This is a genomic window from Xylophilus sp. (assembly GCA_009914555.1).
Classification (GTDB): Bacteria; Pseudomonadota; Gammaproteobacteria; order Burkholderiales; family Burkholderiaceae_C; genus WNDY01.
Genome location: WNDY01000001.1, coordinates 1 through 19,812 on the forward strand (window position 1 = coordinate 1; position 19,812 = coordinate 19,812).

Here is a 19,812-nt window from a genome sequence, read left to right on the forward strand (position 1 = left end):
CACCGACGGGCTCAAGGGCATCGGCGAGGCCCTAGCGGTCGTGTTCCCGGCCACCGCGCTGCAGACCTGCACCGTGCACCTGATCAGGAACAGCCTGGACTATGCGAGCTGGAAAGACCGCAAGCTGCTGGCAGCGGCGCTCAGGCCGGTCTACACGGCCGCCAGCGCAGAGGCCGCGGCCCAGGCCCTGGACGAGTTCGAGATCGGCCCATGGGGCCAGAAGTACGCCACCGTGGCGGCCTCCTGGCGCCGAGCCTGGGACCGCGTGATCCCCTTCTTTGCGTTCCCGCCAGCGGTGCGCCGCGTGGTCTACACGACCAACGCCATCGAGAGCGTGCACAGCCAACTGCGCAAGATCATCAAGACGCGCGGGCACTTCCCCAGCGACGATGCCGCCACCAAGCTGATCTGGTTGGCCCTGCGCAACATCACTGCGGACTGGGGCCGCGCAGCCAAGGAATGGCGCGAGGCGATGAATCAGTTCGCCGTGCTCTACGATGAACGCTTCACGAGGCACGCGCATGGCAGCCTGTGAGGGGCTGAGCCATGGGTCCATGGGCCAACCGGGGGGGCCTCCGGCGGCCTGGCAGGGGCCTGATAGATCAACAGCCAGAAACCAGTTCACCAACCGCCTCACACACAGAAATACTGACAGCCCCCGGGCCGCCCTTGGGCGGCCAAATTCCTTCGCACGGCCTGCGCACGCACCGCCGCGCGCTGTTCCAGGCTCGCGTAGGCCCAGATGTCGAGGAAGCGCGGCTGCTCGCCGTCGACCGCCGTGAAGGCGCCGACGAGCGGCGACAGCGCATGTCGCGCGGGCACCGCCTCCTGCCATGCGACGATCGTCATGGCGGCTGTCTCTGCCCGGGCGCGCCTTGTGACCGCGCCTGCGCTGGAGATGGGCGTCGCGCAGCTTCGTGGCCGAGCCGATGCGCTTTGGCCGCCTGTTCCTCGCGGGGGATGCGGCCCATATCGTGCCGCCGACCAGCGCCAAGGGCTTGAACCTGGCGGCATCGGACGTGGGCTTCCTTTTCGAGGCGCTCGCCGGGCCCTATCGGCACGGCGCCTTCGGTCACAAGATGCAGGAAGCCGAGCTGGACTACCTCGTGGAATCGCAGGCTGTGGCCAGCCACGCTGGCGGAGAATTATGTGGGCTCGCCGCTGACGTGAGCACCGTTTGCGCGAGCCAGCCGTCGAATCGCAGCACAATCGCCGCATGAGCATATTCGACGCCTTTCTCTGCGATGCGCCGGCGCGCGATCTCTTCGATGACCATGCCTTCGTCGCCGCCATGCTGCGCTTCGAGTCTGCGCTTGCGCAGGCACAGGCGGCCGAAGGTCTGGTGCCGGGCGCGGCTGCCGACGTGATCGCGCGCGTCTGTTCGGACACTTCACGCTTCGACCCCACCGCTATCGCCCGCGCAAGCTCACGGGCGGGCAGTGTCGCCATCCCACTCGTGCAGGCGCTCAAGGCCGCGGTGGCCGCCGAGGAGCCCGCCGCGCAGCCTTACGTGCATTGGGGCAGCACCAGCCAGGACGTAATCGACAGCGCGATGGCGCTCGTAAGCCGCGCCGCACTCGACGGCTTGCTCGCCGATCTGCAGGCCGCCGCCACCTCCACATTGGATCTGTCCGAGCGGCATGCCGGCCAGCCCATGCTGGGCCGCACGCTGCTGCAACCGGGTTCGGTCACGAGCTTCGGCTGGAAGTGCGCGGGCTGGGCCGCGCCGCTGGTGCGCTCGTGGTGCGGCCTGCGCGCGGCAGGGGACGCGGCCCTGCAGGTGCAGCTGGGCGGCGCGGTGGGCACGCTCGCGCAGATGCAAGAGCACGGACGCAACAAAGGCCCGGCGGTAGCGCGACGCATGGCGCAGTCGCTCGGCCTCGCCGCCCCGCAGGCGCCCTGGCACACCCAGCGCGACCGCTGGGTGGCGCTCGGCTGCGAACTCGGCATCCTCGCCGGCAGCCTGGGCAAGATCGCACGCGACGTCGCGCTCATGGGCCAGTTCGAGCTAGGCGAAGTGGCCGAGCCCGCCGAGCCGGGGCGCGGCGGTTCGTCGGCCATGCCGCACAAGCGCAATCCCGTGGGATCGATGGTCGCCATCGCCGCGGCGACCAGCGCACCGCAACTGGTCGCCACGCTGCTTTCCGCCATGCCGCAGGAGCACGAACGCGCGCTCGGCGCATGGCAAGCTGAACTGGCGGCCTGGCCCGCGCTCGTAGTCTGCGTCGCCGGCAGCGTACATGCGATGGCCCAGGTGCTCGCGGGGCTCACCGTGCAGGGCGAGCGCATGCGGGCCAACGTCGAGGCCGTACGGCGCGCACTGCCGCCTCAGGCGGCCGACGAGTGGTTCGCCAGCAGCCTGGCAGGCAACGCCGCCGCGCTCACGCATACGCAGGTCGCGCGGCTGCGCACCGCACTTGCGACTGGCCGATTCACCCACAAAGACACCCATGACCACTGACATTTCCCCGCACAACAGCAGCCCCACGCGCGCAGATGACTACGAAGCCGGGCTGCTCAACCGGCGTCGCATCCTGGGCGAGGCCTGGGTCGATCGATCCCTCGCCAAGCGCACGCCGTTCAACAGCGAGTTTCAAGAACTCATCACTCGCCACGCCTGGCAGGACATCTGGGGCCGCCCCGCGCTCGGCGACCGCACGCGGCGCTTCATGGTGCTGTCGATGATGCTGGGCACGCATGCCTGGGAGGAGTTCGCCATGCACGTGCGCGCCGCGCTCGACGGCCAGCCGGATTCGCGCCTGACGCCCGAGGAGATCAAGGAAGTCATCCTCATGGCCGCGATCTACTGCGGCGTGCCGGTGGCCAACCATGCGTTCGGCATCGCGACGGATATCCTGCGCGAAAAAGGGCTTCTGCCTGCGGAGTGATGCATCCATTGACGCGTACATGCCGTCTGCACTTGACCAGAGCGCATGAGCGACATTCACCCTTTTTGGTATTCAGCGCCGCCCTGCGGCCAGCGTCTTGCGCAGCAGATCGGCCAGCAGCGCCGCCGCCGGTGAGACCGGCGCCGAAGTCCCTCCCGCATCACGCCGCGTGAGCAGGCCCAGCGGCTCGTCGGTGCCCGCCGTGTCGAAGCGCAGCCGCACGAGGCGGCCCGCGCGCACCTCGTCCTGCACCGCGCCGAGCGGCGCGGCCCATACCGCGTCCGATGCCTGCACCACGCCGCGCGCCAGCGCCGCGTCCAGCGTCTGCATCAGCGCGCCGGGCAGCGGCAGGCCGTGGGCCGCGAACAGGCTTTCGGTGTGGTGGCGCGGCACCGTGCCTTCGGGATAGACCACCCACGGCAAGGCCGCGAGCGCCGCGAGGCCCACGCGCCGCCGCGCGAGCGCATGTCCCTGGGCCACCGCGAGCACCAGCGGCTCGATGCGCAGCAACTCGAACGCCAGCCCGTCCATCAGGCGCGGGTCGCTCATGCGGCCCACCACCATGTCCACCGCGCCCGCGCGCAGGTCGTCCAGCAGCACGTCGTTGGCAGCGGTACGCACGTCGAGCACGCACAGCGGGCGCTGCGCGCGCAGCCCCACGAGCGCCTGCGCGACCAGGCTGCGCGCCGCGCTCGGCAGCACGCCCAGGCGCAGCCGCTCGGCGTGGACGGCCTCGTGGGGCCGCAGCGCCGACGCGCCTGCCTGCACCGCGACGAGCGCGGCGCGCGCATGCGAAAGCAGCCGCTCGCCCGCCACCGTCAGCCCGCGAATGCCGCGCCGCCCGGTGGCCGCGCGCTCCACCAGCGGCTCGCCCGCGAGCGACTCCAGCTCGGCCAGCGTTTTGGATACCGCCGGCTGGCTCACCGCGAGCCGCGCGGCGGCGCGCGCGAGGTGACGCTCCTGCGCCACCGCGACGAGGCAGCGCAGGTGGCGCAATTGCAGACCACGGGCCAGGGCATCGGCGGAGATTCGCGAAGATTCCATCAATGAGCAATGGTGATTGAAGAAAGACGATTGCTCAATTTACAGCATGATCCCGCGCGCCTATCGTCGCCTCCCATGAACCACCCCACGCACGCACCCCACACATCGGCAAACCTCGCGCTCGATCCGCGCGACTGGAACAGCCACCCCGCCTACCGCTACCCTGGCTACACATCGACCGCGCTGCGCGGCCCCACGCAGCCGCTGGTGCCGCTCAAGGCCCGCCTGGGCGAGTTGCAGCAGCCGGTCTATGGGCACGGGGCCATCGGCGCGCTGGACCACGACCTCACGCGCAATGCCCGGCGCAACGGCGAGCCGCTGGGCGAGCGCATCATCGTCACGGGCCGGGTGCTCGACGAACGCCGCCGCCCGGTGCGCCATACGCTCGTGGAAATCTGGCAGGCCAACGCCGCGGGCCGCTATGTGCACAAGGTCGATCAGCACGACGCACCGCTCGACGCGAACTTCCTCGGCGCGGGCCGCTGTCTCACCGATGACAAAGGCCGATACCGCTTCCTCACCATCAAGCCCGGTGCCTATCCGTGGGGCAACCATCCGAACGCATGGCGGCCGCAGCACATCCACTTCTCGCTGTTCGGGCCGCACTTCGGCAGCCGGCTTGTCACGCAGATGTATTTCCCCGGCGATCCGTTGCTGGCCTACGACCCGATCGCACTGAGCACGCCTGAGCACGCGCGCAGCCGGCTGATTTCGGACTTCGACCTGGACATCACCCAGGAAGGCTATGCGCTCGGGTACCGCTTCGACATCGTGCTGCGCGGTGCAGGCGAGACTCCTTTCGAGAACCGGTAGCTCCATCGCCAGGCACAGCCACAGGAAAGCCGCATACCATGACGCAGCAACACGCAGACAACTACGGCCAGACACCTTCGCAGATCGTCGGCCCCTATTTCGCCTACAGCCTTGCAGCCGCGCAGTACGGCTACAGCCTGGCACACGACTTTGGCCAGGTCTTCGATGCCGTTGTCGCCCTTGACGCAGCGCGTGGCGAGCGCATCCGTATCGAAGGCCGCGTGCTCGACGGCGAGGGCACGCCCATTCCCGACGCGCTCGTCGAGATCAGCCAGCCAGACGGTACAGGCAGCTATCCGCAATCGCCTGAAGACGCGCAGGCACGCGGCTTTCGCGCCTTTGGCCGCAGCGGCACGGGTACCGACGCGCAGCGACGTTTCCACTTCCTCACGGTCAAACCCGGCGCCGAGGAACCGGGGCATGCGCCGCACATCAACGCGATCGTGACCATGCGAGGCCTGCTGCTGCACGTGTTCACCCGCATCTACTTCGACGACGAGACCGAGGCCAACGCGGCGGACCCGGTGCTCGCTGCCGTCCCTGCCGAGCGCCGCTCGACACTCATTGCCCGACGCAGCGAACGTGGCGGCGAGGTGGTCTACCGGTTCGACATCCACATGCAGGGGCCGCAAGAGACAGTGTTCTTCGATCTGTAAGCTTCGCGGGCATTTCGATGGGCGGCCTCGCCGGCCTGTGGCTCGGCGTCCATGCACCGCAGCGGCTGGAATACCTGGTCGTTGCCGGCAGCCCGCGAAGATCGGCACGGAAGCGGGCAGGCTCGCTTGTAAAACCTCCACTCGCAGGCTGCACGGGCGCAGACGGCCGACAATCGCCTGCATGCCTTTGCACTACCACACCCTTCCCGTCACGCCGTTCCAGCAGAACTGCTCCCTCGTCTGGTGCGACGCCACGCTCCGCGCCGCCGTCATCGACCCCGGCGGCGACCTGCCGCGCATCGAGGCCGAGGCGCAGCGCCGTGGGCTGCTGCTGGAGCAGATCTGGCTCACCCACGCCCACATCGACCATGCCGGCGGCGCCGGCGAATTGGCCCGCCGCCTGGGGTTGCCCATCGTCGGCCCGCAGGAGGAAGACCAGTTCTGGATCGACGGCCTGCCGCAGCAGGCTGCCATGTTCGGCTTCGCACCGGCCGAGCCGTTCACGCCCACGCGCTGGCTGCACGACGGCGACACGGTGCAGATCGGCAATGAAACCCTGCAGGTGCGCCACTGCCCGGGCCACACGCCGGGCCACGTGGTGTTCCACGCGCCGCAGATCGGGCGCGCCTTTGTCGGCGACGTGCTGTTCGCCGGCAGCATCGGGCGCACCGACTTCCCGCGCGGCGACCACGGCGCGCTGATCGCCAGCATCCGCGGCAAGCTCTGGCCGATGGGCGACGCGACCGTCTTCATCCCGGGCCACGGCCCCGAGAGCACCATCGGCCGCGAGCGGCGCAGCAACCCCTACGTGGCGAACTGACCCCGGGCGGCGCGCCGCCGCTATCCTTGCGCGGACCATAACGACAGCCGGAGACAACATCCCATGCGCATTTCCCTCTTCCGCACGGCCTCGGCCGCCGCCTGCCTGCTCGCCGGTCTGGGCGCCGCGGCACAGCAGCCGGCACCGGCCCCGCGCGACGAATTCTTCTGGCTCGGCCAGATCAACAAGGCCACGGCCGTCATCAACACCGAGGCCGGCCTGCTCGACCGTGCGCTGGCGCCGCGCCTGGCCGCCGGCGTGGCCCAGGTGATCGACGCCGGCAACCGCCCCGGCGGCAGGCGGCCCGGGACCGTCATCACCTTCGAGCCCCTGCTGATCGAAGCCGCCGGGCCCGAGGTAACGCTGCTGCACGCCGGCCGCAGCAGCCAGGACATGCACGCGACCTTCCGCGCCGCCATCCTGCGCGACGACCTGCTGGCGCTGGCCGACCAGCTCGACAAGACCACGGCCACCCTCGTAGCGCTGGCCGAGCGCCATGCCGGCACCATCGTGCCCAACTACACCAACGGCGTGGCTGCCCAGCCCAACAGCTACGGCCACTACCTGCTGGGCCATGCGGCCGGGCTGGCGCGCGACGCCGACCGCATCCGCGAGGCCTATGTGCGCACCGACCGCTCGCCCATGGGCACCACCGTGCTCAACGGCACCAGCTGGCCGCTCGACCGCAACCGCATGGCCGCCTACCTGGGCTTCGGCGCGACGGTGGACAACGCCTACGACGCCGCGCAGATCTTCACCGGCGAGCGCGCGGTGGAGGTCGGCTCCATCGTCGCCAGCATCGCGCTGCATGCGGGCGCGTTTATCGAGGACGTGATGACGCAGTACGCCCAGCCGCGCCCCTGGATCCTGCTGCAGGAAGGCGGCGGCAACACCTACGTGTCGAGTGCCATGCCGCAAAAGCGCAACCCCGGCCTGCTCAACGCCACGCGGCGCGAGGCGTCGACCGCCATCACGCTGGCGCAGGGAACCGTCATCCAGGCCCACAACATCCCGCCGGGCATGGACGACCCCAAGAGCGTGCCGGCCAACAGCGCCATGGTGAAAGAGCGGCATCACGGTGCTGCGCGACTGGCAGCGCATCCTCGACGCGCTGGTCATCAGCCCCGAGCGAGCGCTGGAGGAGCTCAACAGCGACTGGACCGCGAGCCAGGAGCTGGCCGACGTGCTGATGCGCAAGTACCGGCTGCCGTTTCGCATCGGCCACCATTTCGCCTCCGAGATCGTGGACCATGCCAAGGCGCACGACCTCCGCCCGCTCGATTTTCCCTACGCCGAGGCGCGCCGCATCTATGCCCAGGCGGTGCAGGGCACGCACTACCCGCCCGAGCTGCCGATGAACGAGAAGGAATTCCGCAGCACGCTCGACCCGGTGACCATCGTGCGCAACCGCGCAACCGCGCGACGGCCGGCGGCCCGCAGCCGGCCGAGATGCAGCGCATGCTGGCCGAGGCCCGCGGCCGCCTCGTCCGTCAGCAGGACTGGGTGAGCGAAAAGCGCGGCTTCATCGACGCCTCGCTGGCGCGGCTGGACCGCGACTTCGACCGGCTGCGCACCGCCCCGGACCGCTGAATCGCAGCCGCTCAGCTCTGTACGTGGAATTCTGCGCGGCCCAGGCGCTCGACTTCCACCGAGAGATGCTGGCCCGACTTCAGCCACACGGCCGGCGTGGCACCGCCGGCCATGATGGTCCAGCCGGCCTGTAGCGGCTCGCCGGCCGCCGCCGACAGGCGTGCAGCCGCCACCAGCGAGCGCAATGGATGGCCGAGGATGGCGGCGCTGGAGCCGATCTGCACCGCATGGCCGTCGATGCTCATGACCATGCCGAGGTTGCTGAAGTCGTCGTACGGGCTGTGCCAGGCCCCGACCACGAAGCCGGAGGAGGATGCGTTGTCCGCTATCACGGCAGGCAGGCTGAACCTGAAGTCCCGGTAGCGCGAGTCGATGATCTCCAGCGCCGGCGCCACCGCCTCGACTGCCGGAAGTGCCTCGGCGGCCGTCACGTCGCCGGCCAGGGGGCGGCGCAGCAGGAAGGCCAGTTCGGGCTCGACCCGCGGATGTACATAGGCGGAATGGGCGATCGATCCGCCCTCCTCGATAGCCATGCCGCTGGTGAGCCGACCCCAGATCAGGTCGTCGATGCCCATCTGGAGCATCTTTGCACGGCTGGTGAAGCCCATCTTGACGCCGATCCGCCGCTCGCCCCGTGCGATGCGGCGCCGGATGGAGGCAGCCTGGATGGCATAGGCCGCATCGAGCGCCAGCCGGCCATCGGGGTCGATCTAATCGACAGCGCGGCCCGTACGCGCAGCCTCGTCGAGCAGTTCTGCGTAATGCTGGATATCGTTGCTCATGCCGCGTCCTTTGCATCGCCACGTTCGAAGAACGCCTGGACCCGGCCCAGTCCGTTGATCCGCAGGTCGAAGACGTCGCCCGGACGCACCGCAACCATCGGGCCGAGTGCGCCGGACAGCACCACATCGCCGGCGCGCAGCGGCTGTCCCAGCGATGCCATCGTGCGCGCCAGCCAGACGAGTGCGTTCACCGGATTGCCGAGACAAGCCGCGCCTGCCCCCACTGAGACCGGTTCGCCGAAACGCGTCAACGCCATGCCGCACAGACGCAGATCGACCTGCGAGAGCTTGCGTGGCGTCGTGCCCAGCACGAAGACTCCGGAGGATGCGTTGTCGGCGACCGTGTCCGCGTAGCCGATGTCCCATCCCGCGATGCGGCTGCCCACGATCTCCAGCGCCGGCAGGACATAGTCGATCGCGTTGAGGGCATCGGCATGGCAGGGATGGCGCATACCCAGGTCGCGGCCCAGCACGAAGGCGACCTCGGCCTCGATCTTCGGCTGGTGCAACACGGCCAGCGGTATCGGCTCGGCATCGCCATAGGCCATGTCGTCGAACAACCTGCCGAAGTCGGGCCGATCGACGCCAAGCTGCGCCTGCACGGCTGCGGAGGTAAGGCCGATCTTGCAGCCGACCACGCGCCGCCCGGCGGCCATGCGCCGTTCGGTGTTCAACTGCTGGATGGCATAGGCCGAACGGGCGTCCAGGCCAGCATGGCGCTCGCGCAACGGCGCGATAAACCTGCCTGTCCGCGAAGCCTCGTACAGCTCGTCGGCCGCAGCGCGGATGTCCTCGGGCGTCATGCCCCGGCCTCCCGGAGCACGGCCGAGTCGCTCTTGAGCGCGTCCCCGACCGCAAAGCGCGACGGCGGGACCTCGCTGACCATCACCCGCACGGATTCCAGCGGTGCGTGCAGGGTACGGCTGGCCAGCCGGGCCACCTCGCGGATGAAGGTCTGGACGTCGGTCTCGCTGCGTCCGGCGACAAGGGTCACTTGGATGATGGGCATCTCAGGCTTCTGTGTTCGTGCGCCGGCTGGTCACTGGAGTTCGCCGTCGCGGGTCTCGGGAAGGAAGAAATAGACGATCACGGCCGCCAGCGCGAAGAATCCGGCGGTAGCGCCGAGGGCGCTGGCCACGCCGTTGCCCTGGGAGAGGAAGCCGACGGCTGCCGGCGCCAGCGCGCTGGCGGCGCGGCCGGTGTTGTAGATGAAACCCTGCGCCGTGGCGCGGATCGCCGTCGGGAACAGCTCGGCGAAGGTCGGGGCGAAGCCGCTGTAGAAACCCGTGCCGAAGAAGGCAACGACCGGGCCGAAGGCAAGCAGGACCGCAGCCGACTTGATGGCGACGTACAGCGGCACGGCCACGGCCGACGCCACGAAGAACAGCATGAAGGCACGGCGGCGGCCGATCCGGTCGGCGATGTAGCCGAACACGATGAAGCCCAGCGCCGCGCCGACCTGCATGACGACGATCCAGGTTGTCGATCGCGTCAGGTCGAAACCCGGCCCGCCTTGCGCAACCGGTGTCGCCAGGTACGAAGGAATCCAGGTGAACAGTCCCCAGTAGCCGCACATCGCGGCTGACGTGAACGCCAAGCCGACCAGTGTGGGCCGCAGGTGCTGGCCGAACAGCGCCGCCAGCGCCTCGCGCAGCGTCAGGCGTGTCTTCTGCTGCGCCCAGATGGCGGACTCCTCCGTGTGCCGGCGCACCCAGAAGGCAAACACCACCGGCACCAGTCCGACCGCGAACGCCCAGCGCCAGCCCAGCGTGGGCAACACGAGCGCAGCCACCAGCGCCGCCAGCGCGTAGCCCGCCGCGAAGGCGCTCTGCACCCAGGCCATGACCTTGCCGCGGTGCTGTGCCGGCCAGCTTTCGGTGATAAGCGCTGCGCCGGCCGACCACTCGCCACCCACGCCTAGCCCCAGGATGAAGCGGAACACCATCAGTTGGCCGATGGTCTGGGAGAAGCCGCAGAGGGCCGTGCCCACCGAATAGCAAAGGATGCTGAGGATCATCGACCGGGTGCGGCCGATGCGGTCGGCCAGGAAGCCGAACACCAGGCCGCCGACCGCCGTCGCCAGCAGGGTCATGGACGCGATGGTGCCCGCAATGCCCTTGTCGAAGCCAAGGTCCGCGCTGACGTACCTGATCATCATCGCGAACAGCATGAGATCCATGATGTCCAGCATCCAGCCGATGTAGGCGGAAACGAAAGCCCGCCACTGCTGACGCGTTCTTCCGCTGTACCACTTCGCGGCATCCGCGCCCTGTCCCGCCATCGTCACAGATCCCATGGAAGCCTCCGGTTGTTCGATGCCTGCAGGCCGAGGCATGCACAAAAATGGAAAAACTTGTCTCGATGAAGGGGACTATCAGGCGATTCGGCAGGAAAACCACCTAGTAAAAACCATTAATAGCTCTTTGCGTATCGATGAACGATACTTTCCTGGACTCCAGGAGGTTTCATGCAGCAGTTCACCTTGCGATTGTTCGAAGACCGCATTCCCCCCCACCATCCGCCCATCTATCTCCCCGCCGCGGCCCGGGCCGTCTATGTGGTCGAGGGACACCTGACCATCGAATTCCAGACCGGTTCCCAGCACGTCGCCGCCGGAGGCGCCTGGCTGGGCGACGACGAAGCGGCTTTCCTCGCGGGCGATGCCGAAGCCGTGCTGTGGCGCTGGGAACTCGTGCCAACCGCCGTAACGGGTGCCTCCGGTGCCCTGCGCAGCGCGCCGTGGAGCACGTCTACCTGCAAGCTGGCCCAGCCCATCGAACTGGACACCGCGTCGAGCTGGCTCATGCGCTGCGATCGGGTCCAGTTCCCTCCAGGCGGCGTGGCGCTCACCCATGTCCACCAGGGCCCGGGCATCCGCTGCTGCCTGGAAGGCGAGATCACGATCGAGACGCTCGGAGAAAGCCATGTGCACAGGCCAGGCGATGCCTGGTTCGAACTCGGCTACGCGCCCGTGCTGGCGCCGACCACCGAGGTAGAGCCAACCACGTTCATCCGCTGCTTCATCCTTCCACGGGCCTGCAGGGGGCGCTCCTCGTTGCGCCACGTCCTGCCAGAGGACGCCGGCAAGACGAATACGCAGAAGTACCACGTGTTCGGCGAGCGATTCGTGCACCTCGGATAAAGTCAGGGCTGCCCCGCCCCTCCAGCCCGACCCCCGCGAGTCTTGGACCATCCCACCCTTTCCATGCAGGGCGACCCCGAAGACGTCGCCCAATCGCCGGCCGACGAAGACGGAGAGGGACACGTCTCCTCCACCTCGGTCGTCTCATTGCGCATCCTCGAACTGCTGGCCGAAGGCGATGCCGAACTCGGCGTCACTCAACTGGCCGACATGCTGCGAATGCCCAAGGCACGGGTGCATCGCCACCTGACCGCCCTGCGCCTGGAGGGCTATGTCACCCAGAATGCGCGCACGAGCCGCTACAAGACCGGCTGGCGCCTGTTCCTGCTCGGGCAGAAGCTGGTGCGGCAGTTCGACACCGTCGGCCTGGCGCGCCCGACCATGGAAGAACTCCGCGACAAGGTGGGACAGACCATTGTCATATCCACCTTCACCGACAACCACGTCGTCGTGCTGGACTTGGTGCGGGGCCGCAGCCCGCTCGAGATCCTGCTGACGCCCGGCACCCAGTACGCCCTGCACACGGTGGCGCAAGGCAAGATCGTGCTTGCATTCGGGGACCCGGCGCTGCTCGACCACCTGCTGGCCGCTCCGCTGGCAGCCTGCACGCCCAAGACCATCGTCGATCCGGACCGCCTGCGCGCCGAAATCGGCATTGTGCACAAACGGGGCTGGGCCGAAGCCCCGGAAGAGGTCTTCATGGGCGTCAATGCCCTGGCCGCACCGCTGTTCCAGCACGGGGGCACGCTTTTCGGCACGCTGGCCATCGTTGGGTCCATCCACTTCCTGCCAACGCAGGCCGATCCCGCCAGCGTCGAGGCGCTGAAGGACGCTGCGGCAAAGATATCCGGTCTGTTGGGAGCGCAGGCGGCAGGGTCCGGCCCGCACACGGCCTGCCGCTGAGCGCGGTTGCGGTACGCCGGGCTGCACCGCATGACCGCCATGCCCGCCCGATCGACAGAGGCTGCCGCCCGGAAGCGGGCGGTGGGGAAGGTGCCCAGTCGTATTTGCAAAGGATGCTTACATAATCGTCGGCCCTCCACGCCTTTCACGTCATCCTCGGACCCACTGTGCCCTCCCTGTCTCCGGGCTCGCCGCCCGTTTCGCCGCTGGGTGACGCCCGGCTTCATCTTCGCTTTACGAACGCGCCGCACCATGGCGGATTCGCTGCTGCCTGCCTCCCATCCATGAAGTCCTCGACCGCTTCTGCCGTGGTCCGCGCGGCGCGCGGCCTGATGCGCAGCGTGTTGCCGCTGGCCATCGCCGGCCTGCTCGTCGCCTGCTCGCGCTCCAAAGAGCCGCCGCAGGCCGCCGCGGCGGCGCCCGAAGTCGGCGTCTTCGTGCTGCAACCCGTCCGCCAGACCTTCACGACCGAGCTGCCGGGCCGGGTCCAGCCCTTCCTGAGCGCCGATATCCGTCCGCAGGTCGGCGGCATCGTCAAGGCCCGCCTGTTCACCGAAGGTGCGACCGTGCGGGCCGGTCAGGTGCTCTACGAGATCGACCCTGCTCCCTACACCGCCGCGCTGGCCAGCGCCCGTGCCGCGCTGGAGCGCGCCCGCGCCACCGCCGTGGCGGCCGAATCCACCGCCAAGCGCAATGCCGAGCTGGTGGCCATCGACGCAGTGAGCCGCTAGGTCAACGACCAGGGCCAAGCCGCGCTGGGCCAGGCCAAGGCCGACGTGGCCACGGCCGAGGCCGCCGTCGAGACGGCGCGCATCAACCTGGGCTACACCAGGATCACTTCGCCGATCGCCGGCCGCACGGCCACCTCCACGGTCACGCCGGGCGCGCTGGTCACCGCCAACCAGACGACGGCGCTGACCACGGTGCAGCAGATCGACCCGCCCTACATCGGCGTGACCCAGCCCAGCGCCGAGGTGCTGTGGCTCAAGCGCGAACTCGCCGCAGGCCGGCTGGTCAGGAATGGAGGGGACGCCGCCCGCATGCGCATCGTGCTGGAAGACGGCAGCCGGTATGGCCGCGACGGCCGGCTCCAGTTCACCGGCATCGCCGTGAACCCGACCACCGGCGCGATCACGCTGCGCGGCACGCTGCCCAATCCCGACGCCCTGCTGCTGCCCGGCATGTACGTGCGCGCCGTGATCAAGGAGGGCGTGGACGAGGCGGCCCTGCTGGCGCCGCAGCAGGGCATCACCCGCGACGCGGTGGGCCGTGCCACGGCCCTGATCGTCGATGCGCAGGACAAGGTGCAGCGCCGCGCCGTCACCCTCAGCCGCGCCGTGGGCAACGGCTGGGTGGTGCGCGAGGGGCTCGTGCCGGGTGACCGGCTCATCGTCGATGGCACGCAGCAGGTGCGCCCCGGCGACAAGGTGCACGCGGTCGTGGTAGAGGTGCCCGACGCCCCGGCCAACCAGACCCGCCGCCGGGTGGACGACCCGTCGCCGGAGCAGGCGTTTGGGAACGCGCCCGCCCAGGGCGCCGCCCGCTGACCGTCGCGCGCCCGCTACCGCCATGGCACGCTTCTTCATCGACCGGTCCATCTTCGCCTGGGTCATCGCCATCGTCATCATGCTCGCCGGCGCGCTCTCGATCGAGACGCTGCCGCTGGAGCAGTACCCCGACATCGCCCCGCTGGCGATCTCGATCACGGCCAACTACACCGGCGCCTCGGCCCAGACCGTCGAGGACTCGGTTACCCAGGTCATCGAGCAGCAGTTGAAGGGCCTGGACAACCTGATCTACATGGGCGGCACCAGCAGCTCCTCCGGCCAGTCGCGCATCACACTGACCTTCAACGCCGGAACCAACCCCGACGTGGCCCAGATGAAGGTGCAAAACAAGCTCCAGCAGGCCATGCCGCGGCTGCCGACCTCGGTGCAGAGCCAGGGCGTGACCGTCACCAAGGCCGGCAACGACTACCTGATGATCGTCTCGCTCTATTCGGAGAACCCGGCGCTCTCGCGCACCGACGTGGGCGACTACATCGCAAGCAACCTGCAGGACGTGATCAGCCGCATCGACGGCGTGGCCGAGGTGCAGGTGCTGGGCTCTGGCTACGCCATGCGCATCTGGCTGGACCCGCGCAAGCTCGAGAAATACGCGCTGCAACCTTCCGACGTGAACACCGCGCTGACGGCGCAGAACGCACAGGTCTCCGCCGGGCAGCTCGGCGGCCTGCCGTCCACGGCCCAGCAGCTGCTCAACGCGACGGTGACGGCGCGCAGCAAGCTGCAGACGGTCGAGCAGTTCGAGAACGTGGTGCTCAAGACCGCCACGGACGGTTCGATCGTGCTGCTGCGCGACGTGGCCCGCGTCGAACTCGGCGCCGAGAGCCTGACGGTCCAGCAGCGCCTGGCCGGCCGCGCCGCGGCCGGCATGGGCGTCATGCTCGCCAACGGCGCCAACGCGCTGAAGGTGGCCGAGGAGGTGGTGGCCAAGGTCCGGGAGCTGGAGCCGGGCTTCCCGAACCAGATGAAGGCCATCGTCAACTACGACACCACGCCGTTTGTCGAGGCATCGATCCACGAGGTGGTCAAGGCGTTGGTCGAGGCGATGGTGCTGGTGGTCCTCATCATGTACCTGTTCCTGCAGAACTTCCGCGCCACGCTGATCCCCACGATCGCGGTGCCGGTGGTGCTGCTGGGCACCTTCGGCGTGCTGTCGATCCTGGGCTATTCGATCAACACGCTGACCATGTTCGGCATGGTGCTGGCCATCGGCCTGCTGGTGGACGACGCGATTGTCGTGGTCGAGAACGTCGAGCGCGTGATGACCGAGGAAGGCCTGGACCCGAAGGAGGCCACGCGCAAGTCGATGGACGAGATCACGCTGGTGCTGTCGGCCGTGTTCGTGCCGATGGCCTTCTTCGGCGGCTCCACCGGCATCATCTCCGGCAGTTCTCCATCACCATCGTCTCGGCCATGATCCTGTCGGTGCTGGTGGCGCTGACGCTGACGCCGGCGCTGTGCGGCACCATCCTCAAGCACATCGAGCATGACGAACACGGCCGCCGGCGCGTCCGGCGCGGCCCGCTGGGCTGGCTGGACCGGTTCTTCCTGAAGTTCAACGCCGGCTTCGACCGCACGGCCTCCGGCACCCAGGGTGTGGTGCTGCGCATGGTGCGCCGCGGCTGGCGCATGATGCTGGTCTATGCCGCGCTCGCGGCGGGATTGGCCTTCGCCTTCGGCCGCCTGCCCACCTCGTTCCTGCCGATCGAGGACCAGGGCCTGCTGACCGCCGACATCTGCCTGCCGTCGGGCGCCGCCGACGCGCGCATCCAGCAGGTGGCACGCCAGTTCGAGGACTACGTGGGTCAACAGCCCGAGGTGGTCACCTACAGCGTGACGACCGGCCTCTCGGGCGATCAAGGCACGGGGGACGCGCCTTCATCAAGCTCCAGCCCTGGGAGGAGCGTCCCGGCGCCGAGCACACAGCCGAGGCCTTCGCGCGGCGCGCCAATGCGGCCTTCGCCAGGATCCGCGACGCACGGGTGTTCGTGCAGCAGCCGCCGGCCGTGCGCGGGCTCGGCTCGGCCGCGGGCTTCCTGGTCTACCTGCAGAACACCGGCAGCCTGACGCGCGCGGAGTTCGTGCGGGCGCTGGGCCAGTTCCTCACGGCCGCGGGCAAGGATCCGGGGCTCACCAGCGTGCGCAACAACACGCTGGACGACACGGCCCAGTTCGCGCTCGACATCGACGACCGGCGCGCCGGTGCGCTCGGACTCGCGACGGCCGACATCAACAGCACGCTCTCGGCCGCGCTCGGCGGTACCTACGTGAACGACTTCATCGACCGCGGCCGCGTCAAGAAGGTCTACATCCAGGGCGACGCGCCCTTCCGCATGCTGCCGCAGGACATCGGCATCTGGACCGTGCGCAACAGCGGCGGCCAAATGGTGCCGTTCTCGGCCTTCACCTCCCAGCGGTGGACCTTCGGCCCGACGCAGCTGCAGCGCTTCAACGGCGTGCCCGCGTTCGAGATCCAGGGCAACTCGGCCGCCGGCGTGAGTTCGGGCGCCGCCATGCGGCGCATCGAGGAGATCGCCGGCAAGCTGCCCGCAGGCACCGGCCATGCCTGGGCCGGCGCCTCGTTCGAGGAGCGCCGCTCGGGCGCGCAGGCGCCGCTGCTCTATGCGGTGTCGATCCTGTTCGTGTTCCTGTGCCTGGCTGCGCTCTACGAGAGCTGGTCGGTGCCGTTCTCGGTGATTCTGGTCGTGCCGCTGGGCGTCGTCGGCGCGGTGGCCTTCACCACGCTGCGCGGCATGTCCAACGACGTGTACTTCCAGGTCGGCCTGCTGACCACCGTGGGTCTGAGCTGCAAGAACGCCATCCTGATCGTGGAGTTCGCCAAGCAGCTCCAGGAGCAGGGCCGCGACCTGTTCGACGCCACGCTCGAAGCGGTGCGCCTGCGGTTGCGGCCGATTCTCATGACCTCGCTGGCCTTCGGCTTCGGCGTGCTGCCGCTCGTGGTCGGCGTGGGCGCCGGCGCCGCCGGCCGCCAGGCCATCGGCACGGCGGTGTTCGGCGGCATGGTCTCGGCCACGGTGCTGGGCATCTTCTTCGTGCCGGTGTTCTTCACGCTGATCCGCAGCTTCTTCCGCGCCCGCGTGCAGGCACCCGTGGCCTCCGGCGCCCATCACGGAGGTGCCGCCTGATGCGCCACTCCGCCCTTGCCCTGGCCGCGCTGGCGGCCCTGCTGGCCCTGGCCGGCTGCACCAACCTCGCGCCCGACTACGCCCGCCCGGCCGTGCCGCTGCCCGCCGCGTGGCCCGCCGGCAGCGCGCCGGCGCCCGCATCGGCCACTCCGGCCGTGGCCGACCTCGCCGTCGACGACTTCCTGCGCGACGAGCGCCTGCGCGGCACCGTGCGGCTCGCGCTCGACAACAACCGCGACCTGCGCGTGGCCGCGTTCAACATCGACCGCGCCCGCGCCCAGTACGGCATCCAGCGCGCGGCGCTGTTCCCGGCCGTCAGCGCCACCGGCGCGGTCACACGTGCGCGCACCGCAGCCGACACCACGACCACCGGCCGCTCGACCACTACCAACACCTTCAGCGCTGGCGTCGGCTTCTCCAGCTGGGAGATCGACTTCTTCAACCGCGTCGGCAACCTCACCGACGCCGCGCTGGAGACATACTTCTCCACTGCCGACACGCAGCGCAGCACGCGGCTCGCGCTGGTGGCCGACACCGCCACCGCCTGGCTCACGCTCGCGGCCGACCAGCGCCGGCTGCAGCTCGCGCGCGACACGCTCAAGAGCCAGCAGGCGACCTACGACCTGACCTCGCGCGCCCACGCGGTCGGCGCCGAGTCGGGCCTGACGCTCGCGCAGACCCGCGCCACGGCCGAATCGGCGCGCGCCGACGTGGCCTCGTACAGCCGCGCGGTGGCGCAGGACCGCAACGCGCTCGCGCTGCTGGTCGGCGCGCAGGTGCCGGACGCCCTGCTGCCGGTGGCGCCGGCGGCCAACGGCGACCCGGCCGCGCCACTGCCCGAGGCCGCGGCTCTGGTCGGCGTGCCGGACGGCCTGCCCTCGGACGTGCTGGTCAACCGTCCGGACGTGCTGGCCGCCGAGCACACGCTGCGCGGCGCCTTCGCCAGCATCGGCGCGGCGCGCGCGGCCTTCTTCCCGCGCATCACGCTGACCACGCAGGCCGGCGGCGCCAGCCGCGACCTCGACCGCCTGTTCGCCGGCGACAACCGCGCCTGGAGCTTTGCGCCGCAGATCGTGCTGCCGATCTTCACCGCCGGCCAGCTGCAGGCCAGCCTCGACGTGGCCCGCATCACGCGCGACATCAACGTCGCGCAGTACGAGAAGACGCTGCAGACCGCCTTCCGCGAAGTGGCCGACGCGCTGGCCGCCCGCGCCACGCTCGGCGAGCAGCTCGACGCCCAGCGCGCGCTGCTCGCAGCCGATGTCACGGCGTTCTCGCTGTCGCAGTCGCGCTGGCGCACGGGGGTGGACAGCTACCTCGATGTGCAGGTCAACCAGCGCGCGCTCTACACCGCGGGGCAGGCGCTGATCACGCTGCAGCTGGCCGAGCAGGCCAACCGCATCACGCTCTACAAGGTGCTGGGCGGCGGCTGGCGCACGGCCCAGGCCGGCACCACGGCATCGCCCTGAAAAGGCAGGGGTATGCACTCATAGCGCCCATCGTCTGTGCGCAGCAGACCTATACCCCAGTAGTCTCGCCGAAGTCGATCTCGCGGATCGCGTGCAGCGCCTTCGACAGGTCGCGCGTGTAGATCGACGAGGTCAGGCCGTACTCGCAGTCGTTGGTCAGCGCGATGGCTTCATCAAGGCCGTCCACCACCTGGACCGGCAGTACCGGGCCGAAGATCTCTTTGCGCATGATCTTTATGTCGGCGGCCCCTTGCCGCCGAGCTCGAGGTTGAGCTTGGTGATGTTGTCGGCCGCCGCGGCCATAATGCGGCTGCCGGTGACCACGCTGCCGGTGAAGCTGACCATGTCCACGCCGGCATGCACCCGACAGCGCGCCACCGGTCGCGCCGGTGCCGTAGACCACGTTGAACACGCCCGGCGGCAGATCGGTCTGCGCCAGCAGTTTTGTGAACAGGTGGCAGTTGATTGGCGTCTCTTCGCTCGGCTTGATGACGATGGTGTTGCCGGCCACCACGCCGAGCGGCTTGCGGAACAGGAAGATGTTCTCGTCGGGGCGGTCGCTGGTGATGATCTCGCCTTCGAGCCGGCGCACCCATTCGGCCATGTAGTCGAGGTAGTCGGCGGTGAAGTTCACCTCGACCTCGGCCAGGCCGGCGATCTTGCCCTGCTCCTCGGTGATGGTGTGCGCCAGGCCCGGCACGTTCTCGCGCAGCTTGGCGGCGATGCGGCGCAGGTGGCCCGCGCGCTCTATGGCCGGCTTGCGCGCCCAGCCCTTCTGTGCCGCACGGGCCGCTGCGATGGCGCGGTCGACCTCCTGCTGCGACGAGAGCGGCGAGCGCGCCAGCACGGCGCCGGTCGCGGGGTTCAGCACGTCGTGCACCTCGGCGCTGGCTGCAAATTCGCCGTGGATGTAGTTGCGCAGGACCGGCACCGAGCTCATGGCATCTCCTTGGGGGTGAGGGTTCGGTGCGGTGCGTTAGTCAGTACGGGCCGG

The 19,812-nt window shown here is 69.4% G+C and carries 17 protein-coding genes and 4 pseudogenes; 14 read left to right on the forward strand and 7 right to left on the reverse strand.

Going from position 1 to position 19,812, the window contains the following annotated elements:
• The coding region (locus GAK38_RS00005) for an IS256 family transposase (protein ID WP_325340341.1) at positions 1-535 on the forward strand (535 nt) is incomplete at its 5' end.
• A gap of 98 nt (positions 536-633) precedes the next feature.
• On the opposite strand, the gene GAK38_RS00010 is transcribed toward GAK38_RS00005, so the two are convergent.
• On the reverse strand, positions 634-849 hold the full coding sequence (locus GAK38_RS00010) for an NIPSNAP family protein (protein WP_325340342.1): 216 nt from the start codon (positions 847-849) through the stop codon (positions 634-636).
• Between the two features lie 13 nt (positions 850-862).
• On the opposite strand from GAK38_RS00010, the pseudogene GAK38_RS00015 reads away from it, so the two are divergent.
• From GAK38_RS00015 to GAK38_RS00025, 3 genes and pseudogenes are all read left to right on the forward strand, one after another.
• Positions 863-1,170, forward strand: a pseudogene (locus tag GAK38_RS00015) (FAD-dependent monooxygenase); the annotation flags it as partial.
• Between the two features lie 46 nt (positions 1,171-1,216).
• Positions 1,217-2,461 carry a lyase family protein gene (locus GAK38_RS00020; RefSeq protein ID WP_325340344.1) on the forward strand — a complete coding sequence of 415 codons (1,245 nt, stop codon included), beginning with the start codon at positions 1,217-1,219 and terminating at the stop codon, positions 2,459-2,461.
• Entirely contained in the window at positions 2,451-2,888 is a 438-nt protein-coding gene (locus GAK38_RS00025) for a carboxymuconolactone decarboxylase family protein (RefSeq protein ID WP_325340345.1), read from the forward strand. The genes GAK38_RS00020 and GAK38_RS00025 overlap by 11 nt, the downstream gene beginning before the upstream one ends.
• Before the next feature lie 72 nt (positions 2,889-2,960).
• Here the strand turns inward: GAK38_RS00025 and GAK38_RS00030 are convergent, their stop codons facing one another.
• Complete coding sequence (locus GAK38_RS00030; RefSeq protein ID WP_325340347.1) at positions 2,961-3,932, reverse strand: LysR substrate-binding domain-containing protein; 972 nt, start codon at positions 3,930-3,932, stop codon at positions 2,961-2,963.
• A 75-nt stretch (positions 3,933-4,007) separates the two neighbouring features.
• Between GAK38_RS00030 and pcaH the strand changes: the two genes are divergently transcribed.
• From pcaH to GAK38_RS00050, 4 genes and pseudogenes are all read left to right on the forward strand, one after another.
• Positions 4,008-4,745, forward strand: a complete 738-nt coding sequence (gene pcaH / locus GAK38_RS00035) for a protocatechuate 3,4-dioxygenase subunit beta (protein WP_325340348.1) — start codon at positions 4,008-4,010, stop codon at positions 4,743-4,745.
• A 38-nt stretch (positions 4,746-4,783) separates the two neighbouring features.
• Positions 4,784-5,401: a protocatechuate 3,4-dioxygenase subunit alpha gene (gene pcaG, locus GAK38_RS00040; RefSeq protein WP_325340350.1), complete on the forward strand. Its 618-nt coding sequence runs from the start codon at positions 4,784-4,786 to the stop codon at positions 5,399-5,401.
• Between the two features lie 181 nt (positions 5,402-5,582).
• A complete protein-coding gene (locus tag GAK38_RS00045) occupies positions 5,583-6,221 on the forward strand; it encodes an MBL fold metallo-hydrolase (protein ID WP_325340352.1) in 639 nt (212 codons plus the stop codon).
• Positions 6,222-6,284: 63 nt separating this feature from the next.
• Positions 6,285-7,811: pseudogene (locus tag GAK38_RS00050) on the forward strand (lyase family protein).
• Between the two features lie 11 nt (positions 7,812-7,822).
• Here GAK38_RS00050 and GAK38_RS00055 read toward each other — a convergent pair.
• The 4 genes from GAK38_RS00055 to GAK38_RS00070 all read right to left on the reverse strand — a co-directional run bounded on the left by GAK38_RS00055 (position 7,823) and on the right by GAK38_RS00070 (position 10,889).
• Entirely contained in the window at positions 7,823-8,521 is a 699-nt protein-coding gene (locus tag GAK38_RS00055; protein WP_325340871.1) for a 2-keto-4-pentenoate hydratase, read from the reverse strand.
• Positions 8,522-8,589: 68 nt separating this feature from the next.
• The gene (locus GAK38_RS00060; RefSeq protein WP_325340353.1) at positions 8,590-9,396 is read right to left on the reverse strand and encodes a 2-keto-4-pentenoate hydratase; all 807 of its coding nucleotides are present in this window, start codon (positions 9,394-9,396) and stop codon (positions 8,590-8,592) included.
• Positions 9,393-9,602, reverse strand: a complete 210-nt coding sequence (locus tag GAK38_RS00065) for a tautomerase family protein (protein WP_325340355.1) — start codon at positions 9,600-9,602, stop codon at positions 9,393-9,395. Before GAK38_RS00065 ends, GAK38_RS00060 begins: the two co-directional genes overlap by 4 nt.
• Before the next feature lie 30 nt (positions 9,603-9,632).
• Positions 9,633-10,889: an MFS transporter gene (locus GAK38_RS00070; RefSeq protein ID WP_325340357.1), complete on the reverse strand. Its 1,257-nt coding sequence runs from the start codon at positions 10,887-10,889 to the stop codon at positions 9,633-9,635.
• Between the two features lie 171 nt (positions 10,890-11,060).
• Between GAK38_RS00070 and GAK38_RS00075 the strand changes: the two genes are divergently transcribed.
• The 6 genes and pseudogenes from GAK38_RS00075 to GAK38_RS00100 all read left to right on the forward strand — a co-directional run bounded on the left by GAK38_RS00075 (position 11,061) and on the right by GAK38_RS00100 (position 18,818).
• Entirely contained in the window at positions 11,061-11,735 is a 675-nt protein-coding gene (locus tag GAK38_RS00075; RefSeq protein WP_325340358.1) for a cupin domain-containing protein, read from the forward strand.
• Between the two features lie 63 nt (positions 11,736-11,798).
• Positions 11,799-12,638 carry an IclR family transcriptional regulator gene (locus GAK38_RS00080; protein WP_325340359.1) on the forward strand — a complete coding sequence of 280 codons (840 nt, stop codon included), beginning with the start codon at positions 11,799-11,801 and terminating at the stop codon, positions 12,636-12,638.
• A 284-nt stretch (positions 12,639-12,922) separates the two neighbouring features.
• Positions 12,923-13,369: a biotin/lipoyl-binding protein gene (locus GAK38_RS00085; RefSeq protein WP_325340360.1), complete on the forward strand. Its 447-nt coding sequence runs from the start codon at positions 12,923-12,925 to the stop codon at positions 13,367-13,369.
• 18 nt (positions 13,370-13,387) lie between these two features.
• A pseudogene (locus tag GAK38_RS00090) lies at positions 13,388-14,185 on the forward strand (efflux RND transporter periplasmic adaptor subunit); the annotation flags it as partial.
• 22 nt (positions 14,186-14,207) lie between these two features.
• Positions 14,208-17,349 (forward strand): annotated as a pseudogene (locus GAK38_RS00095) (efflux RND transporter permease subunit).
• Positions 17,349-18,818 (forward strand): efflux transporter outer membrane subunit, encoded by a 1,470-nt coding sequence (locus tag GAK38_RS00100; RefSeq protein ID WP_325340361.1) that lies wholly within the window; start codon positions 17,349-17,351, stop codon positions 18,816-18,818. Before GAK38_RS00095 ends, GAK38_RS00100 begins: the two are co-directional and overlap by 1 nt.
• A gap of 49 nt (positions 18,819-18,867) precedes the next feature.
• Here the strand turns inward: GAK38_RS00100 and GAK38_RS00105 are convergent, their stop codons facing one another.
• A complete protein-coding gene (locus GAK38_RS00105) occupies positions 18,868-19,758 on the reverse strand; it encodes an aldehyde dehydrogenase family protein (RefSeq protein WP_325340362.1) in 891 nt (296 codons plus the stop codon).
• Positions 19,759-19,812 lie beyond the last annotated feature (54 nt).

Coding starts and splice junctions, on each gene's coding strand:
- GAK38_RS00010 (WP_325340342.1), bottom strand. CDS start 849: ATGACGATCGTCGCATGGCAGGAGGCGGTGCCCGCGCGACATGCGCTG.
- GAK38_RS00020 (WP_325340344.1), top strand. CDS start 1,217: ATGAGCATATTCGACGCCTTTCTCTGCGATGCGCCGGCGCGCGATCTC.
- GAK38_RS00025 (WP_325340345.1), top strand. CDS start 2,451: ATGACCACTGACATTTCCCCGCACAACAGCAGCCCCACGCGCGCAGAT.
- GAK38_RS00030 (WP_325340347.1), bottom strand. CDS start 3,932: ATGGAATCTTCGCGAATCTCCGCCGATGCCCTGGCCCGTGGTCTGCAA.
- pcaH (WP_325340348.1), top strand. CDS start 4,008: ATGAACCACCCCACGCACGCACCCCACACATCGGCAAACCTCGCGCTC.
- pcaG (WP_325340350.1), top strand. CDS start 4,784: ATGACGCAGCAACACGCAGACAACTACGGCCAGACACCTTCGCAGATC.
- GAK38_RS00045 (WP_325340352.1), top strand. CDS start 5,583: ATGCCTTTGCACTACCACACCCTTCCCGTCACGCCGTTCCAGCAGAAC.
- GAK38_RS00060 (WP_325340353.1), bottom strand. CDS start 9,396: ATGACGCCCGAGGACATCCGCGCTGCGGCCGACGAGCTGTACGAGGCT.
- GAK38_RS00065 (WP_325340355.1), bottom strand. CDS start 9,602: ATGCCCATCATCCAAGTGACCCTTGTCGCCGGACGCAGCGAGACCGAC.
- GAK38_RS00070 (WP_325340357.1), bottom strand. CDS start 10,889: ATGGGATCTGTGACGATGGCGGGACAGGGCGCGGATGCCGCGAAGTGG.
- GAK38_RS00075 (WP_325340358.1), top strand. CDS start 11,061: ATGCAGCAGTTCACCTTGCGATTGTTCGAAGACCGCATTCCCCCCCAC.
- GAK38_RS00080 (WP_325340359.1), top strand. CDS start 11,799: ATGCAGGGCGACCCCGAAGACGTCGCCCAATCGCCGGCCGACGAAGAC.
- GAK38_RS00085 (WP_325340360.1), top strand. CDS start 12,923: ATGAAGTCCTCGACCGCTTCTGCCGTGGTCCGCGCGGCGCGCGGCCTG.
- GAK38_RS00100 (WP_325340361.1), top strand. CDS start 17,349: ATGCGCCACTCCGCCCTTGCCCTGGCCGCGCTGGCGGCCCTGCTGGCC.
- GAK38_RS00105 (WP_325340362.1), bottom strand. CDS start 19,758: ATGAGCTCGGTGCCGGTCCTGCGCAACTACATCCACGGCGAATTTGCA.